Genomic DNA, 17,667 nt, shown 5'->3' on the forward strand with positions numbered 1-17,667 from the left:
AGGCGGGTGATGAGGGCGTTGAGGCCCGGCAGTGTCATCAGTGGCGCATCGGCCGACTGGGGCGTGGGCAGCGACGCCGCGAGGCCTCCGGCCGCGCGGTCGATGCTTCGGCTCCTAGGAGCCCTGCTGCTTACCCACACGGCATCGACAGTACATATATGAAGATAGCTATGTCAACATGGGTAATGGGGCGGGCGGGGTGCACCAGCCCGGGGCCGCCCGGCTGGCGGCCGATAGCCCCGGATCGGTGCGGAGTGGTCAGCTGAGGCGTTCCAGCACCATGGCCATGCCCTGGCCACCCCCGACGCACATGGTCTCCACGCCCCACTGCGCGTCGCGTGTTCGCAGCCCGTTGATCAGGGTGGTCATGATGCGCGCGCCAGTGGCGCCGAACGGATGTCCCAGCGCAATGGCCCCGCCGTGCACATTGAGCCGTTCCACCGGGATACGCAGCTCGCGCTGGGAGGCGATGACTTGGGCGGCGAACGCCTCGTTCATCTCGAACAGGTCGATGTCCCCGATGGAGAGACCGGCGTGGGTGAGGGCTCGGCGGGTGGCTTCGACAGGGCCCAGGCCCATGATCTCGGGGGAGAGCCCCGAGACGCCGGTGGCCACGATCCGCGCCAGGGGGGTGATGCCCAGTTCGCGTGCCCGGATGTCGCTCATGATGATCACTGCGGCGGCGCCGTCGTTGAGGGGGCAGGAGTTGCCCGCGGTCACCGTTCCGCCAGGTCGGAAGGCCGGCTTGAGTTGGGCGAGGGCTTCGATCGTTGTGCCCGGGCGGGGGCTGTCGTCGCTCACCATCATCGTTCCGTCCGGCAGTCGCACGGGGGTGATCTCCCGTGCGAAGAAGCCGGAGTTGGCGGCCTGGGCGGCCAACTGCTGGCTGCGCACGGCGTAGTCGTCCTGCTCCCGGCGGCCTACTTGACGCAAGCCACCTACGTTTTCGGCGGTCTGCCCCATGGCCAGGTAGATGTCGGGCAGTTGACCGTCGGCTCGGGGGTTGGTCCAACGTTGGTTGCTCAGGGCGTCGTTCGCGGTGCGCGCTCGCGCCTGGTCGAAGGCCGGGTTCAGTACGTCGTCGGAGTCCGCGCCGGCCGCTCCGAACCGCTGGTACCGGGATACGCACTCGACTCCGGCGCTGATGAACGCGTGACCTTCTCCGGCCTTGATGGCGTGAAAGGCCATGCGCGCGGTCTGCAGCGACGATGAGCAGAACCGGTTGACCGTGGTGCCGGGCACCTCGTCTAGGCCCAGCTGTACGGCCACACGGCGAGCCATGTTTCCGCCGTGCTCCCCGCTGGGCTCGGCGCAGCCGAGGTGCAGGTCGTCGATCTGTGTCGGATCCAGGGCGGGTACCTGGTCGAGGGTCGCGCGAATGGCGGCCGCGGCCAGATCGTCCGGGCGCACCTCCTTGAGGGAGCCCTTGAACGCGCGCCCGATCGGGGTTCGGGCGGCAGCGACAACGACGGCTTCAGGCATGTGTGGCACCTCTCGGGGTGAGGGATGGCGGCGTGCGGGGCGTCGTGGCACAAGGCGTGCCTCGCACGCGTTCGATGCTAAACGGAACGTATTGAATGATTGCTGGCCTTGTGGGCGCGGTGGGCGGTCGTGAAGGCGGCGTATCCGTGCACTGGGCGCCTCTTGTGGTGCACATTTCACCAGGTCAAAGGGTGTCCTGGCTGATCGGTCGCGCCCTGCCGGCATGTTGCGTACAGGTGAAATCTCTTTTGCATTGATCCTAGACGTTCCGTTTCGAACGGCCTAGTGTGAGCGCATCTCATGGAGACAAGGAGCGCCCCAATGACGGTGTGCTTTCGACAGGCGGTGTTTGTCCGGCCTCCCGTGTGCGTCGTCGCTGAGGAGCTGGAGTTCTTCACCGAGGCCGGTGTCGAGGTCGAGACCGTGTCGATCCAGTCGTCGCTGGATCAGCGGGATCGGTTGCTGAGCGGGAATGTCGACGTCGGTGTCACGGCCATGGACAACCTCGTGGTGTGGAACGCGGCCGGAGGGGATCTCCGGATCGTGGCCCAGGTCGAGACGACGACGCCCCTGCTGCTCACCGCCAACGCCTCGGTGGGCACGGTCGAGGATCTGCGGGGCAGGAAGCTTGGCGTGGACGCGCTGGCCAATGGTTTCGCGGTGGTCCTGCGGCACCTGCTGGTGGAGCACGGTCTGGCGCTCCAGGAGTGCGAGTTCGTGCCCGTGGGCGGGGTGCGGGAGCGCTTCGAGGCGCTGCGTGCCGGCAGCATCGATGCGACGTTGCTGGGCCCGCCACTGGATGAACTGGCCCTGCGGGAAGGTCATGTGGCGCTGTTGTCCGTGGCGGATCAGGTGCGGGACTTTCCGGGGCAGGGCATCGTGGCCGGAGCCAGGGCTTTGCGGGAGAGCGAAGGGCTCGTCCGCTACCTCAGGGCCCTGGAGGCGGCGCGCGTCTGGTTGCACGGCGCTCCGCCGCATGAGGCTCTGGACGTGCTGACCCGCGGCGGGTACGTGGCGGCGTCGGCGCGAGCCGCGCTGCGGACGCGGCCGGTGTCCCTGGCTCCCGAGCGCGCCGGACTGGCGCGGATCGTGTCGATGCGGGACGAGCTCGGCATGCTGCCCGACCCGGTGCGGATCGATGAGCTGTATGACGGTCGCCCCCTCGGTCTGGGGCTGCGGTCATGACGGAAGAACTCCCGGTGGCGCAGAGCGTGCGCACCATGCTGGAGGGCGACCACACCTGCGAACTACTTGGAATCCAGGTGGAGTTCGCGAAAGACGGGCAGTCGCGGGCCACGATGCGCGTACGGCCCGACATGGTGAACGGGCACGCGATCGTGCACGGCGGACTGGTGTTCTCGCTGGCCGACACCACGTTCGCCTGTGCGGTCAACAGCTACGGACCGCCGGTCGTCACCGCGAGCGCGGACGTCACCTACCTGCGTCCCGGGTCGCTCGGTGACGTGCTGGTCGCCGAGGCGGTGACCCGCGCCCGGCGCGGCCGCTCGTTGGTCTGTGACGTCACGGTGCGGCGCGGCGAGGAGATCATCGCTGAGTTTCGTGGACGCGGTGCGCAGCTCAAGGACGATCGCGGGCGCCCGGGCGGATAGACGCGCGCTGTACGCGCACGAGTGGACAAGTCGTAACGGTACCCCCAAGTACCAGAGCCGCAGAGGGAGTTGTGGTGTCACAGGACTACGAAGTGGTTGTCATCGGTGGCGGACCCGTCGGGGCGATGGCCCTGGCGCAACTGGGGCACGCCGGTGTCCGCGCCCTGGGAGTCGAGCGAGAGCCCGAACTGTGGCAGCAGGCGCGCGCCGTGCACTTCGACGCCGAAGCCATGCGGTCCTTCCAGGCCATGGGGCGGGGAGCGGAGATCGCGGCTCTGACCAAGCCGATGTGCGACTACCGCATGGAGAACGAAGCCGGCGAAACCCTGATCGCTCAGCCCACGGGGGAGTGGGGACCGCAGTCCTGGCACGGCGAGAATCTGTTTCACCAGCCCGAGATCGATGCGCTGCTGCGCGCGGAGGTCGACCGGCTCCCGAGTGTCGAACTCCGCCTGGGCACAACCTTGATGGAGGTCGTGCAGGGCGATGACGTCGTGCGATGTCAGGTGCGGACTCCCGAGGGAGCAACGCAGACGCTCACGGCCCGCTGGGTGATCGCCTGCGACGGTGCCACCTCGACCGTCCGGCGCCTGCTCGACATCCCCACGGAGAACCTCGGGACCGATGATCCGTGGCTCGTCGCCGACGGACGCCTGCACGATACGGACGGCATCAAGGGGGACATGGTGTTCCTCGGCCGCCACACCCGGCCCGCGCTGTGGATCAGGCTTCCCGGAGACCGGGCCCGTATGGAGTTCAAGGTCCTGCCCGGCGACGATCCGCAGGAGATCGCCACTGCGGAGGGCCTGGCCCGCATCAGTCAGGGCGTCCTCACGCCGCGGACCTTCGACCCCGAACGCGTGGCCGTCTACACGTTCCGCGCACGCGTCGCCGCCTCATGGCGGGTCGGCAACGTGTTCCTCGCGGGCGACGCCGCGCACCAGGCGCCTCCCATGTTCGGCATGGGCCTGTGCGCCGGACTGCGGGACGTGGCCAACCTGGTGTGGAAGCTCCGGCTCGTCGCGCTCGGGAGGGCCAGGCCGTCGCTGCTCGACACCTACGAGTCCGAACGCAGGGAGCACGCCAGGTACTGGGTCCACAAGGCGGCCACGATGGCCACCCTCATCCAGACCACCGATCCGGAGGTCGCGGCGCAACGTGACGCCTACATTCGCGCCCACCCGGAGGACTCGTACCCGGCGGCGCCCGCTCTCGGGCCGGGACTTCACACCGGCCCGGCCGACCGGCACGGCGGTCTGATATCCGCGCAGCCGATCCTGTCGGACGGGACCCGTCTCGATGATCTCGTCGGGCGCCGGTTCCTGTTGGCTGCGTCGCCTCAACTCCTGGCGGAACTGCCCGAGTTCGTGCGTACCGCGCTGGAGGACGAGCCCGAGGTCACGGTCCTCAGCTCGCCCCAGCATGTGAGCGCGCTGCTCGCGTCGCTCGAGGCGTCGGCTGTTCTGGTGCGCCCCGACCGCTACGTGCTGGGCACGGCGCAGACGCCGGCCGCACTCGAAGAGCTGGTCAGGCTCCTGCCCCTGGCGGGGGCTCAAGAATCCTGCGGCGAGGCATCTCCGCAAGGGGATGCGGCCGTAGCGCCCAGCTGATCCCTTCCACCGCTACTTCTGGAGTTCGTCATGTCTGAGAGTCCGATCAGTTCGGTGAGTCCGATCACGCATTTGCGGCATGTGGATATCGCGGTGCAGGACTATGAGAAGCAGGTGGCTTTCTATGAGGAGAAGTGGGGGTTGGTCAAGGCGGGGTCGGATGGTGATGTCACGTATTTCGCGGCGGAGGGTTCGCCGGAGCAGTATGTGATCCGGGTGCGTCGGGCGCAGGACAAGCGGCTGGACCTGGTGTCCTACGGGGCTGCGGACCGGGAGACGGTGGACGCGCTCGCGGTGCGGCTGGCCCGCGGGGGTGTGCGGTTGGTGGGGGAGCCGGATGAGTTGCAGACGCCGGGGGGTGGTTACGGTTTCCGGTTCTTCGATGTGGAGGGCCGCACGATCGAGGTGTCGACGGAGGTGGCGGCGCGCAGGCATCGGCGGATCGAGGAGCGTGAGGACATTCCGGTGCGGCTGTCGCATGTGGTGTTGAACTCGCCGGAGCCGGAGAAGCTGCAGGCGTTTTATGAGAAGTATCTGGATTTCCGGCTGACGGATACGAATGTGCATCCGGAGCTGGGCGGGATCATGTGGTTCATGCGGTGCAATCCGCAGCATCACTCGATGGCGATCGCGCGGTGTCCGCATGTGTCGTTGCATCATGCGTCGTTCGAGATGCGTGGGCTGGATGAGTACATGCGGGGCAGTGGCCGGCTGATGCGGGACGGTGTGCACAAGGTGTGGGGTCCGGGCCGGCACCGGGCGGGGGACAACACGTTCACGTACTTCCATGACCCGAACGGGAACACGATGGAGTACACGACGGAGCTGGAGACGCTGGACGAGGACTCCTGGCATCCGCACCTGTATTCCACGGACGATCCGGAGACGTCGGATCAGTGGGGTACCTCGAACCCGATGAACGATTTCGTGTCCCGGGAGATGTTCAACGATCCCGACCGCGGCCTGTTCACCCCACCCCCCGTATGACCTGACCGCCGAGGCGGAGCCTCAGGTCGCGCCGTCCTGGGGCGGATGCGCGGCGAGGCCCTGGATCCCCAGGTCGACGAGTTGTTCGGCAAGTGCGTCGTCGAGCGGGCTGGTTCCGAAGAGGAGGTGGAAGTAGACCGGTGCGTAGAACAGTTGGGCTGCAGCGCTCGGGTCGAGGTCGGACCGGAAGGTGCCCTCGTCGATGCCTCGCCGCATCAACTTCTCGGTCGCCGCCGCGCGTTCATTCCAGAACCGCGAACGGAAGTTGGCCAGGATGTCGGGGTCGTACTGCCCCTCGGCGATGATCTGCGAGACCAGCTTGCCCTGCGGTCCGGCATAGCGAGAGATGAGCGCCTTGAGGTGTGCCAGGAGCGCCTCTCGTACCGGCACCCCTTCGGGGATGCGGGTGCTGGCCAGATGGTTCTCCATGAAGGCGTCGATGACGACGGCGCCCTTGCTGGGCCACCACCGGTAGATCGTCGCCTTGCTGACCTTGGCCCGCTTGGCGATCGCCTCCATGGTCAGCTTCTGCACCGTGATGGCGCGTCGGCCATCACGGACGAGCAGGTCCATGGTCGCGTCGAGGATTGCTCGGCGACTCGATTCGCTTCGTACAGCCACAGGCTCAAATTACCCCACGTCAGTACGCGCAGTCGCCCCACCAGAGGGCTTGACGTGGACGCATATTCATCAAACGATACGAAACGTATCGAACTGCAAGGGAGAGAAGCTCATGAAACTCGGTCGTATTTCCGCTGCATCGCCCGACGGCGAACAGATCAGGCTGGTCGCCGCCCTGCCGGATGAGGGCAGGGTCGTCGACCTGGCCAGGGCCTACGCCCTGGGCCGGCAGGCGCAGGGAGCGACACCGGACGCGGCCCGGCGCCTCGCCGCGGCCCATTTCCCCTCGAGCATGTCCGCTGCCATCGCCGCGGGCCCCGCCTTCCTCGAAGCCGCCCACTGGGCGGTGGACCAGGCCGCCGATGACGCCTCGCTGCCCCTCGACAGCGTGAAGTGGGTGGCCGCCGTGGACTCGCCCGTCATCCGGGACGGGCTGACCTTCCCGGAGCACATGAAGCACTTCCACGAGAAGGTGGGCGGCGGACTACCCAACCCCCAACTGTTCAAGACCCCGGGCTACTTCAAGGGCTCCACCGGCGTGAGCTTCGGTCACGACCAGGAGATCCCCTACCCCGCCTACTCCGAATACGTCGACTACGAACTGGAGATGGGCCTGATCGTCGGCGCGGCCGGCCACAACCTGACGCCCGACGAGGCCCGCTCGCGGCTCTTCGGCGTCACCATCTTCAACGACTTCAGTGCGCGCGACGTCCAGGGCCCCGAGATGGGCATGGGCATGGGCCCTCAGAAGTGCAAGGACTACGCGTACGGCATCGGCCCCTGGATCACCACCGTCGACGAGCTGCCCTCGACCGAGGGCCTCAAGGGCGTCGTCCGGGTCAACGGCGAGGTGTGGAGCGAGACCCGCGCCGAGGGAATGATCTACACGCCCGAGGAAATGCTCGCCTACGTCTCCATCGGCGACAACCTGCAGCCCGGCGACCTCATCGGCTCCGGGACCCTGCCCTACGGCGCCGGCCTGGAGATCGACAAGAAGCTCTCGCCCGGTGACGTGATCGAGCTCGAACTGGAGGGCGTCGGCGTACTGCGCAACCGCCTGAGCAGGGAGCCGGAGAAGGCGCCCTGGTGGCCCGAGGCCCGCCCCTACCCCTTCGGCACGCCAGAGAACTGACGACGACCTGATGAGACCACGGGAGCACCAGATGAGCAGCGCGCAAGTCCTCAAGCCGGTACGCCGCATCGTCACCGGGCACACCGCCAAGGGGCGTTCGACGATCGTCAATGACGGTCCGACCCCCAACGTCTTCGTGTCGACGGACGTCGAAGGGTTCGGCGCGATCGTGCCGTGGCAGACCGAGCCCGGTGACCTCAGCAACGACGACAACAACGACCCCGCCCCGGCGGAGGCCGAGGTTCCGATGTCCCCGAAGCTCGGCGGGACGGTGTTCAGGATCGCGAGCTTCCCGCCCGACGAGTCCTACAGCGACGCTGCCGCCGATTCCCTCTTCGGTGACATCGGGGGAGATCACGCCCGTGATGCCGCGCAGGACACCGAGGGCGACCGCCACTTCTGGTTCCACCGGACCGACAGCCTGGACTACGCGATCGTCCTCGAGGGCGAGATCTGGCTGCTGACAGATGAGGAGGAGACCCTCGCCAGGACCGGAGACGTGATCATCCAGCGCGGCACCAACCACTCCTGGGCCAATCGCAGCGATCGCACCTGCCGCATGGCGTTCGTCCTCATGGGTGCTCTGCCCGTCGGCAGCGCCGCCTCCGTCGTCTCATGAGCGCCGAGCATGACGACGTTCTGTGGCGGCCGACCAGGGCCGGGCACGAAGGCAGTGAACTGACCCGCTACCGAAGCGGGTTGAAGGACTACGACGGCGGGGCCGACTACCTGGACCTGTGGCGATGGTCGGTCGCGGATCCCGGCCGGTTCTGGGAGTCGGTCGCCGCGTTCGAGGACGTCCGCCTCGGCGGCGTCCCGGCCGGTCCGGTGGCTCCGACGGAGATGCCCGGGGGCGCCTGGTTCCCCGGGCGCACCGTGAACTACGCCGAGCACGTCCTGCGCCGCTGTCCGGACGAGGCGATCGTCGTGGTGGACGACGACGGAGCCTCCCGTTCGCTGTCGCGGTCCGAGCTCCGGGGGCAGGTCGCCGCGGTCTCGGCCGCGCTGCGCCGCCTCGGAGTGGGACACGGCGACCGGGTGGCAGCCGTCCTGCCCAACCGTGCCGAGGCGGTCGTGGGGCTCCTCGCCTGCGCCGCCGTCGGGGCCGTGTGGTCGGTCTGCTCGCCGGAGTTCGGCGCGGACGGAGTGCTGTCCAGGTTCGCGCAGTTGGAGCCCAAGGTCCTGCTGCTGACGGACGGCTATCACTACGGCGGCCGCACGCACGAGCGCGCTGACGAGATGCTGGCCGTGGTCGAGCAACTCCCTTCGGTGGAGCACGTGTTCTGGGTCGACCACCTCCACCCAGGCAGCGTGCCGCCCGCGGACCGGCCCGTGTCCCTGTGGAGTGAGGTCGTCGATCGGGGAGGCGAGCCGGAGTTCGACCAGGTTCCTTTCGACCACCCGCTGTGGGTCCTGTTCTCCTCCGGCACCACCGGAGCGCCGAAAGGCATCGTGCACGGCCACGGCGGCGTTCTCCTGGAACACCTCAAGGTCCTGCGGCTCCACTCCGACCTGCGGGCGGGCGACCGTTATCTCAACATCGCCAGCACCAGCTGGGTGGTGTGGAACATGCTGGTCTCCGGACTCGCGGTCGGCGCGACGATCGTCCTCCTCGATGGCAACCCGGTCCGCCCTGACCTGGGACGGGTGTTCCGGGTCGTCGAGGAGCATGACGTCGACACGCTCGGGCTCAGCGCCGGCTATCTGCACGCTTGCCTCAAGGCGGACCTGGCCCCGCAAGCGAGTTCCTTGCGGACGGTGCAGGTCACCGGATCGCCCCTGTCCGACGACGGCTTCCGGTGGGTGTACGACCGGCTCGGCGCCGTGTGGCTCGCCTCCATGAGCGGCGGCACAGACGTGTGCTCGATCTTCGTCGGAGGCGCCCCTACCCTGCCCGTCAGGACTGGGCGCATCCAGGCCCCCGCCCTGGGAGTCGCCGTCGAGGCATGGGACGAGGCCGGCCGCCCCGTCGTAGGAGAACAGGGCGAGCTGGTCGTCACCCAGCCGATGCCGTCGATGCCCCTGAAGTTCTGGAACGACGTGGACGGCCGGCGCTATCAGGAGAGCTACTTCTCCACGTACGACGGGGTCTGGCGGCACGGGGACTTCATCGAATTCGACCCCGACGGCAGCAGCGTGATCCGTGGCCGCTCGGACTCCACCCTCAACCGGCAGGGGGTGCGAATGGGCCCCGCGGACATCTACCAGGTCGTCGAGGCGCTGCCGGAGGTCCGAGAGGCACTGGTCGTCGGCGCCGAACTGGGCCCGGACGCCTACTACATGCCGCTGTTCGTCGCCCTTCAGGACGGCGCCGACCAGGTGGGCGCGGCCCTGCGGATCAAGGAAGCGATCCGGGAGGGCCTGTCCCCACGCCACGTACCGGATGACGTGGTGGCGGTGCGCGGGATCCCCCACACCCGTACCGGAAAGAAGATCGAGGTGCCGGTCAAGCGTCTGCTCCAGGGCGCCGCACTGCGGGACGTGGTCGATTCGGGCGCGGTCGACGATCCCGAACTGCTTTTGGAATACGAGGAGTTCGCCCGCACCCACAGAAAATCCCGAGGAATCACATCATGAGCCGAACCTCTTTCGCGCTGGGGACCTTCAGCGCCGGACCGTCGCAGCCGTTCCCGGGCATCGTCGTGGCCGGCAGGGTGTACGACACCCGGGCCGCCGTGTCCACGGCGGTTTCGACGTCGCAGTTGCTCGCCGACTGGGAGACCTGCCTGGAGAAGTTGCAGAGTCTGGCCGATGCGCCCGTCGGCGAGGGGCGGCCGGTCGGCGAGCTGACCGTGCTCGCCCCGGTCCAGCCGCCGGGCCAGATCCTCGCCGCCGGCGCCAACTACCGCGAGCACGTCATCGAGATCACCGTGGCCCACCGCCTGGGGAAGGCGGACGCCACCGAGGAGGAACTGCGCGAGCAGGCGGCCCGCGAGATGGACGAACGTGCCGCTCACGGTGAACCGTACGTGTGGGTCGGCGTCCCGTCCGCGATCAGTGGCGCGTACGACGACGTCATCCTGCCGAGCCTCGGCGAGAACCATGACTGGGAACTCGAACTGGGTGTCATCATCGGCCGCGAGGCCCGCGAGGTCGGACGGGAGGAAGCCCTCGGCCACGTCGCGGGCTACACCATCTGCAACGACCTGACGACGCGCAGCCTCGTGCCCCGACCCGAGATTCCGATGATGGGCACGGACTGGATGCGGGCCAAGAACCAGCCCGGCTTCTACCCCACAGGCCCCTATCTCGTCCCTGCCCGTTTCGTACCCGACCCGCAGAACCTCGACATCACCCTGCGGCTCAACGGCGAGCTCATGCAGAAGGGCAACACCAGCGACATGATCTTCGGGGTCGCGGCCCTCATCTCGTACATTTCCCACCGCGTCGTGCTGCGACCGGGCGACATGGTCATCACCGGATCGCCGCAGGGCAACGGTTCGCATTACGGGCGGTTCCTGCGCGCGGGCGACGTGATGGAGAGCGAGATCACCGGGCTCGGCACACAGCGCACCGTGTGCTGGTAGCGGCCGTCATGACCGATGCGGCCGGTGGTGGGACCCGGCACCTACGATCGCTGTTTGACTTCGAACTGGAGCGAGTGGGCGGTGAGCTTCTCCAACAGGGCGATCAGTGTGTGCTGTTCGTCCTCGCTGAGAGCTCCCACCCACTCCTGTTCGCGTTCGTTGTGCGCCTGGTACGCCGTGGTGATGGCCTCACGGCCGCCCTCGGTGAGGCTGAGGAGCACCGCGCGCCCGTCGTACGGTGCGCGCTCCTTGGTCACCAGACCGTCGCGCTCCAGTGTCGCGATGAGCGCCGAGACGGCCGCCCGGCTCATGCCGGACAGCTCGGCGACCTTCTTCGCCTCGACAGGTCCCGCCAGCCAGATCGCGAACACCACCCGGAAACCTGCCCAGGACCAGCCGCGGGGACGGTGGACGGTGGATTCGAGGTCGTAGACCAGCATGCTCGCGGCCCGCGTGAAGGTCAGCACGAGCCGCATCGCCAGCGGATCCACGGCGGGCAACTCGCGGTGTGTGCGGCTGACCGCGTGGTCGATGAACGACCAGAAATGCAACTTATCGGCGTCCGGGTTCTCGTGGCTCACCCCAGGAGTCTAGGCGGCGCGGCCTTCCGGCCCTCGCCCGCCCGGCACGTCCCCAGGACGGCCCGGCGCCGATGCCCACCCCCCAATTCCCGCCTGTGAAAGAGGCAGTTCCATGAGTACGACCATTGCTCCCGAAGACCTCCTCACTGAGGGGTCACTGCTGTGCCAGTCCGCCTACGTCGACGGAGGCTGGGTCGACCACGGTGAGTCCGGGCGATTCGCCGTCACCAACCCCGCCACGGGCGAGACGCTCGCGGATCTGCCGGCCATGAACCGTGCCCAGGTGGCCGAGACGATAGCCGCCGCCGACCGCGCGCTGCCGGACTGGCGGGCCCGGTCGGGCAAGCAGCGTGCCCAGATCCTGCGCCGTTGGTTCGACCTCGTGACGGAGCACACGGAGGACCTGGCCCGCCTCATCACCCTGGAGGAGGGCAAGCCTCTGAGTGAAGCACGCGGTGAGGTGGCCTACGCGGCCTCGTTCATCGAGTGGTTCGCCGAGGAGGCCAAGCGCGTACGCGGCGACGTCTTCCCCGCGCCCGACCCGTCACGCCGTGTCGTCGTACTGAAGGAACCGGTCGGTGTGTGCGTCGCCATCACGCCGTGGAACTTCCCGGCGGCCATGATCACGCGCAAGGCCGCACCGGCCCTGGCCGCCGGATGCACGATGGTGGTCAAGCCGGCTGCGGAGACACCGCTGACCGCGCTGGCGCTGGCCGAACTCGCCGAACGCGCAGGGGTCCCGGCGGGCGTCCTCAACATCGTCCTGGGCGACGCCCGGGAGATCGGCCCCGAACTGACCGGCAACCCGACAGTCCGCAAGGTCAGTTTCACCGGCTCGACCGAGGTGGGCAGGATCCTCCTGGCCCAGTGCGCCGAGACGGTGAAGAAGGCCTCGATGGAACTGGGTGGCAACGCGCCCGTCCTCGTCTTCGACGACGCCGACCTGGAGGCGGCCGTGGAAGGCGTCCTGGCGAGCAAGTACCGCAACACCGGCCAGGCGTGCATCAGCGCGAACCGGGTGTACGTCCAGGCCGGCATCTACGACCGCTTCGCGGACGAACTCGCCCGGCGCGTGGCCCGGTTGACCGTCGGGGACGGCTTCGACCCCGCGGTGGAGCAGGGGCCGCTCATCGATGCCGCCGCTGTCGACAAGGTCCAGGACCACATCACGGACGCCACCCGTCACGGTGCGCGTGTCCTGTGTGGTGGGACGAGCCACGACCGCGGGGGATTCTTCTTCCAGCCGACGGTCCTCGCGGATGTCACCGCCGACATGAAGATCACGCGGGAGGAGACGTTCGGACCGGTCACGCCGCTCATCCGGTTCGAGGACGAGGCGGAGGCGGTCCGCAGGGCGAACGACACCGAGTACGGGCTCGCCGCCTACCTCTACAGCCGTGACGCGGAGCGGATCTGGCGAGTGTCCGCCGCTCTCGAGGCCGGCATGGTCGGCATCAACTCAGGGCTGATCTCCAACGAGGTCGCCCCCTTCGGCGGCGTCAAGCAGTCCGGCCTCGGGCGCGAGGGCTCGGTCCACGGCATCGACGAGTACCTGGAGATGAAGTACCTCTCCTGGGAAGGCGCCGGCGCCCGGTAGACCCCACGGTCACCACCCGTACAAGAGCACCTGTACAAAAGCACCCGCACGAAAGGAACCAGCATGCCCGCATACACGCGCGCCGAGGCCCGTGATTGGGCCCGCGAGAAGCTCGTCGGCGCTGTCAACTGCACCATCCCCTCGTTCACCGGCGACCTGCGCGGCATCAACGAACGAGGTATCCGCCACGACATCCGCCTCGCCAAGGAGCACGGCTTCATCGGCACCCTGGGCATATCCGAGATCAGCATCGGACTTGACGAGTACCTGGAGTTCCTCCGCATTGCGAAGGACGAGGCCGGCGACGGCTTCTACGTCGTCCACCACGCGAGCTGGAACAACCTGGAGCAGAACCTGGAAGCCGTGCGCGGTGCCGAGGCCGCGGGCGCGGACCTCGTGCTGCTGGCGTACCCGCCCAACTTCTACCCCGAGTCCGAGCAGGACATCTACGACTACACGAAGGCCGTCTGCGACGCCACGAACCTCGGGATCATCCTGTTCCCGATGACGATCTGGAACTTCGGCGCCCGCATCCACCCCTCGGACCTCCCGACGAGCCTGACCCGCCGACTGATCGACGACATTCCCAACATCGCAGTCATCAAGGCCGAGGGCGGATACCCGAACATCCAGAGCGCCGTGGAGTGCAACCGGCTCTTCGGCGACGAGGTGGTCATCTCGGTGCCGATCGAGGGCGATCTGATCCCGCTGTCGCAGGTGATGCCCATCCAGCTGTCGGCCACCAGCGATCACGAGTACTTCGGTCCGATGATCCCGCGGGTGATGCAGCTGCTCCGTGACGGCAAGCACGACGAGGCGACCGCCATCTACTGGCAGTTGCACGCGGCCCGTAAGACGAAGGCCGGACTGTTCGGCACCCTGCACGGGGGATCCGTTCTCAACCGTCAGGCCTGGAAGTTCCAGGGGTGGCTCCAGGGCTACAACGGCGGCCCGCTCCGTCAGCCGACGATGCGCCTGCAGGACAGCCAGATGGCGGCTCTGCGCAAGGGGTTGGTGGACTCCGGCTTCGAGCCGAGCATGGACCCGTTCCGCGAGTTCTTCATTGGACGTAACCCTGTGTGACGCGCCGGCCTGAGTAAGCCCTCGGGGGCGCCTCCACCGTCTGATGAAGGCGGTGGAGGCGCCCCCGAGGGCTGTTCGGTCTGTTGGCTCAGGCCTCGTGGAAGGCGCGGCTGATGCTCGCGTCCAGGGGCACACCGACGCCTCGCTTCTCAGCGACCCGGGCACACAGGGCCGCCACCGTGAGGTCCTGCAGGGCCGCTCCGACCGACTTGTAGAGCACGATGCCGTCGGCTGTGGCTCGGTCCGGGGCGCGGCCGGAGACGACATCGGCCAGGGTCACGAGCTTGTCGGTGAACTCGATGCCCGTTTCGCGCGCGGCGATGAAGTCACCGGTCTCGTCTGCGACTTCGCGGACCTGGTCGCACACCACGACGTCCGCGCGGTCGATGGCGGCCGGGTCGAGTTCGCGCTGCTCGGGCAGCGTCGAGCCGATGGAGACGACCGTCGTGCCGGCCTTGAGCCACGAGCCCCGGAGCGTAGGTGTCTCGTCCCGCGAACGGGCGGCACACACCACCAGATCCGCGCTCTCGACAGCCTCCTCAGGGGACTCGGCAGGAGTCACATCGACCGACAGGTCGGCGAAGGAGTCGGCGAACCGGGCCCGGCTCTTCGGGCTCGGGCTGAAGACACGTACGGAGGTGAGATCCATCGTGGTCGCCAGGGCGCGGAGGTGGTTCGTCGCCTCGAAACCCGATCCGATGACCGCGACCGACAGCGGCCGTCGCGGTGCCAGACAACGGACCGCGAGGGCGGAGGTCGCCGCCGTGCGGAACCCCGTGATCGACCGCCCGTCGAGCAGGGCGACGAGTTCCGTGGTCTCCAGGTCGAACAGCGCGACGAGGTAGGCGCCACGGCGATGGCCGTTCGACACAGCGATGAGCTTGGCCCCCATCACACCGCTGCCCGGCAGTATCCCGCTCAGGGTGCGCATCCACTCCTGCTCGCCGCGGGCCATCGTCCGAGGCGGGAAGTGCCCCTCGGACGTCGGTGCCGCATAAGCCTCGTGCAGCGCGTCGATGGCGGACTCCCAGTCGAGCAGGGAACGGACGTCGTGGTCGGAGAGAAATACAGCCATGAAGATGCCCTTTGCAGGTTGCGGGTGGTTCGGTCGCCGAGGCGAGCCGACCCGTACAGGCCGGCTCACCCCAGCCACATGGGAAGAAGGACGAAGAGGAGCAGTGGCACGGCGCTGCCCACCACGACCATGGCCGCTCCCCAGGCCATTAGTCGCCGGAACAGCGGTCGCCGCTGGTGCTCCTCGACGTTCGCCAGGAGCACCGCTCCCTGGAGTGAGAGCGGGCTGCTGTCGACGACGCTGGAGGAGATCGCGACCCCCGACAGGGCGCCAGCGGCGGGTACGGACGCGTGCGCGCCCAATACGGCTCCCAGTACTGGGACGAGAGCCCCGACGACGGCTCCGGTGGCGGAGAACAGCGAGGTCAGTGCGGCGACGAAGGCGATCAGCAGAACTGCCAGGACGGGGGATCCCGCACCGAGCAGCGCATCGGACAGCAGCCGCATTCCGCCGACCTTGGTGACCAGTCCGATGTAGGTCATGACGCCGCTGAGCATGAGCATGGTGGACCAGGACATGCTGGCGACGGCGTGAGTGTCCTGCTTCGGAGCCATGGCCGTGAGCAGCAGTCCGACCGCGAATGCGCTGAGGCCTACGTTGAACTGGAAGCCGACCCCCAGGACGACCAGTGCGGCGATGCCGGCGAGCGTGGCCAAGTGCTGGGGGCGGAGCGTTGCCGGGGCGGACACTGTCGTGCTTTCCTGCGTGGCCAGGACTGTGCCCAGTGTCGAGGGTGAGCCGTGCCCTTCCATCGGCTCCTTTGCCCGGGCCGGACCGATCCGGATGGACTCACTGCCGCGGCGCATCAGCCCCACGCCGCCGAGCAGGAGGTAAGCGGTCAGCGCGAGCGTGATGTTGAAGAGCAGGGAGCTGACGAAGACCGTCCCCGAGGAGTCGGGGAGCTTCGCCGTGGCAGCCGCCCCGTTGACGAGCGCACCGATCGGGCTGAGGGGCGACATGGATCCGGCATGGCTCCCGTGAATGACCATGATGCCCATCAGCAAGGGACTGATCTTGGCCTGCTGGGCGACCCCCAGTGCGACCGGGATGAGCACGGCGGTCGCCGCCGCGGGGCCGGCACCCATGGCGCTGAAGACGATCGCGAGTGCGTGGAAGATCCAGGGGATGACCGCGACACGGCCGCGCACGAGCCGCACGGCCGCCTCGGTGATCACCGCCATGGTCCCGTTCTGCCGGGCCACGGAGAACATGTAGGTGATTCCTGCCAGCAGGACAAAGATGTCGGCAGGGAACAGTGCGAAGAGGCCTTCGGCAGGGATGCCGGCGATGAGAATGCCGACGACGAAGGTCGCCGCGAACGACACCACGCCGATGCTGATCGGCCACACGGTCCCGATGATGAATATGGCGGGCAGCACGAGCAGGGAGACGCCGGCGACGGACATGGGGCCTCGTGCTCCTCGCTCTTCGGCTGGACGCGCCCGACGGAGACACCGGTGGCGCGGTGGGGCTCGCACAACGTCCCGACGTGCGAGCCCATGGCACAGCGCAGGTGCCGGACGGTGTGCACTTCCTGCAATAAACCAGATTCGAAACGGTACGTCTAGTATCAGGAGGCGGCTCATTCTGTGCTGCGGGCGATCGCTGCCGCATCGTCGGAGAGTCTTCGCCGCAGGGCTTCACAGGGGTCGCGAGGGCGAGTACCGTCCCAATTAATCAAAGCTTTGATTAGTGGGTTCGAGTCGAACTCACTCGATTTCCTTCCCTGTTCACGGGACCGCGCCCGACCGGTTGAGCGTCCCGCACGTGGCGCCGTTGCGGCGGCCGACTCAAGGGAGTCCTTCTCATGACACAGATGCTTGCCCCGCCCAGCCCGGCGGCCCTTCGTGCCTGCATGGCCCGGTTCGCCACCGGTGTCACCGTCGTGACGTACGCGGGCGAAGACGGCCCGCGCGGCGCGACGATGAACTCCTTCACCTCCGTCTCCGCGGAGCCCCCACTTGTCCTCGTCAGTGTCGCCCGTCGCGCTCGCTGCCACGACCAGCTGCTCGACCGCCCCTTCTGTGTGAACATCCTGGGGGCCGAACAGGAGCCGCTGGCGCGGCAGTTCGCCGGGGCGCGCGAGGCGGCCGAGCCGCGCTGGGCCGACGGAACCTCCGTCCCGCGCCTGGCGAACCCCCTCGCCTGGGTGGAATGCGAGCCCTGGCGCACGTACGACGGCGGCGATCACACCCTCGTCCTGGGCCGCGTCACGGACCTCGGCCATCGCGACGGCGACGCACTCACCTACGCCTGGAGCCGGTTCGGCGCGGCGACCGAGTCGACCGACGGCTTCGAATACCTCATCTGATTCGGCGCGGCCCGCTCGCGGCCGCGCACTCCCACACTTTCAGGAGCACCA

General features: G+C 68.1%; 16 protein-coding genes. 11 read left to right on the forward strand and 5 right to left on the reverse strand.

What is annotated here, in order from left to right; genetic code table 11:
* Positions 1-258 precede the first annotated feature (258 nt).
* The gene (locus OHO83_RS37790; protein WP_326777007.1) at positions 259-1,482 is read right to left on the reverse strand and encodes an acetyl-CoA C-acetyltransferase; all 1,224 of its coding nucleotides are present in this window, start codon (positions 1,480-1,482) and stop codon (positions 259-261) included.
* Between the two features lie 321 nt (positions 1,483-1,803).
* Between OHO83_RS37790 and OHO83_RS37795 the strand changes: the two genes are divergently transcribed.
* From OHO83_RS37795 to OHO83_RS37810, 4 genes are all read left to right on the forward strand, one after another.
* Positions 1,804-2,667 (forward strand): ABC transporter substrate-binding protein, encoded by an 864-nt coding sequence (locus tag OHO83_RS37795; protein ID WP_266667742.1) that lies wholly within the window; start codon positions 1,804-1,806, stop codon positions 2,665-2,667.
* Positions 2,664-3,092, forward strand: a complete 429-nt coding sequence (locus OHO83_RS37800; RefSeq protein WP_326777009.1) for a hotdog fold thioesterase — start codon at positions 2,664-2,666, stop codon at positions 3,090-3,092. Before OHO83_RS37795 ends, OHO83_RS37800 begins: the two co-directional genes overlap by 4 nt.
* 74 nt (positions 3,093-3,166) lie before the next feature.
* Positions 3,167-4,702, forward strand: a complete 1,536-nt coding sequence (locus OHO83_RS37805; protein ID WP_266667738.1) for a bifunctional 3-(3-hydroxy-phenyl)propionate/3-hydroxycinnamic acid hydroxylase — start codon at positions 3,167-3,169, stop codon at positions 4,700-4,702.
* A 30-nt stretch (positions 4,703-4,732) separates the two neighbouring features.
* A complete protein-coding gene (locus OHO83_RS37810) occupies positions 4,733-5,689 on the forward strand; it encodes a VOC family protein (RefSeq protein ID WP_330280458.1) in 957 nt (318 codons plus the stop codon).
* A gap of 21 nt (positions 5,690-5,710) precedes the next feature.
* Here OHO83_RS37810 and OHO83_RS37815 read toward each other — a convergent pair whose 3' ends face one another.
* Entirely contained in the window at positions 5,711-6,310 is a 600-nt protein-coding gene (locus OHO83_RS37815) for a TetR/AcrR family transcriptional regulator (protein WP_266667734.1), read from the reverse strand.
* A 112-nt stretch (positions 6,311-6,422) separates the two neighbouring features.
* On the opposite strand from OHO83_RS37815, the gene OHO83_RS37820 reads away from it, so the two are divergent.
* From OHO83_RS37820 to OHO83_RS37835, 4 genes are read left to right on the forward strand one after another with little or no spacing between them, the layout of a single operon-like run.
* Positions 6,423-7,442: a fumarylacetoacetate hydrolase family protein gene (locus OHO83_RS37820; RefSeq protein WP_266667732.1), complete on the forward strand. Its 1,020-nt coding sequence runs from the start codon at positions 6,423-6,425 to the stop codon at positions 7,440-7,442.
* Positions 7,443-7,473: 31 nt separating this feature from the next.
* On the forward strand, positions 7,474-8,061 hold the full coding sequence (locus OHO83_RS37825) for a cupin domain-containing protein (protein ID WP_266667730.1): 588 nt from the start codon (positions 7,474-7,476) through the stop codon (positions 8,059-8,061).
* Positions 8,058-10,019, forward strand: a complete 1,962-nt coding sequence (locus tag OHO83_RS37830; RefSeq protein WP_330280459.1) for an acetoacetate--CoA ligase — start codon at positions 8,058-8,060, stop codon at positions 10,017-10,019. The genes OHO83_RS37825 and OHO83_RS37830 overlap by 4 nt, the downstream gene beginning before the upstream one ends.
* Positions 10,016-10,969 (forward strand): fumarylacetoacetate hydrolase family protein, encoded by a 954-nt coding sequence (locus tag OHO83_RS37835; protein ID WP_326777011.1) that lies wholly within the window; start codon positions 10,016-10,018, stop codon positions 10,967-10,969. Before OHO83_RS37830 ends, OHO83_RS37835 begins: the two co-directional genes overlap by 4 nt.
* A 41-nt stretch (positions 10,970-11,010) precedes the next feature.
* Here the strand turns inward: OHO83_RS37835 and OHO83_RS37840 are convergent, their stop codons facing one another.
* A complete protein-coding gene (locus OHO83_RS37840) occupies positions 11,011-11,550 on the reverse strand; it encodes a MarR family winged helix-turn-helix transcriptional regulator (protein ID WP_330280460.1) in 540 nt (179 codons plus the stop codon).
* A gap of 112 nt (positions 11,551-11,662) precedes the next feature.
* Between OHO83_RS37840 and OHO83_RS37845 the strand changes: the two genes are divergently transcribed.
* Positions 11,663-13,147: an NAD-dependent succinate-semialdehyde dehydrogenase gene (locus tag OHO83_RS37845; protein WP_330280461.1), complete on the forward strand. Its 1,485-nt coding sequence runs from the start codon at positions 11,663-11,665 to the stop codon at positions 13,145-13,147.
* A gap of 63 nt (positions 13,148-13,210) precedes the next feature.
* The gene (locus OHO83_RS37850) at positions 13,211-14,230 is read left to right on the forward strand and encodes a dihydrodipicolinate synthase family protein (protein ID WP_266667724.1); all 1,020 of its coding nucleotides are present in this window, start codon (positions 13,211-13,213) and stop codon (positions 14,228-14,230) included.
* An 88-nt stretch (positions 14,231-14,318) separates the two neighbouring features.
* Here the strand turns inward: OHO83_RS37850 and OHO83_RS37855 are convergent, their stop codons facing one another.
* Both OHO83_RS37855 and OHO83_RS37860 read right to left on the reverse strand, forming a co-directional pair.
* The gene (locus tag OHO83_RS37855; RefSeq protein WP_266667722.1) at positions 14,319-15,305 is read right to left on the reverse strand and encodes an ornithine cyclodeaminase family protein; all 987 of its coding nucleotides are present in this window, start codon (positions 15,303-15,305) and stop codon (positions 14,319-14,321) included.
* A 65-nt stretch (positions 15,306-15,370) separates the two neighbouring features.
* The gene (locus tag OHO83_RS37860; protein WP_266667720.1) at positions 15,371-16,711 is read right to left on the reverse strand and encodes an SLC13 family permease; all 1,341 of its coding nucleotides are present in this window, start codon (positions 16,709-16,711) and stop codon (positions 15,371-15,373) included.
* A 401-nt stretch (positions 16,712-17,112) separates the two neighbouring features.
* On the opposite strand from OHO83_RS37860, the gene OHO83_RS37865 reads away from it, so the two are divergent.
* Positions 17,113-17,616, forward strand: a complete 504-nt coding sequence (locus tag OHO83_RS37865; RefSeq protein ID WP_266667718.1) for a flavin reductase family protein — start codon at positions 17,113-17,115, stop codon at positions 17,614-17,616.
* The last annotated feature ends 51 nt before the right edge of the window (positions 17,617-17,667 follow it).

Origin of the sequence: Streptomyces sp. NBC_00569 (assembly GCF_036345255.1) — a bacterium.
GTDB lineage: Bacteria > Actinomycetota > Actinomycetes > Streptomycetales > Streptomycetaceae > Streptomyces.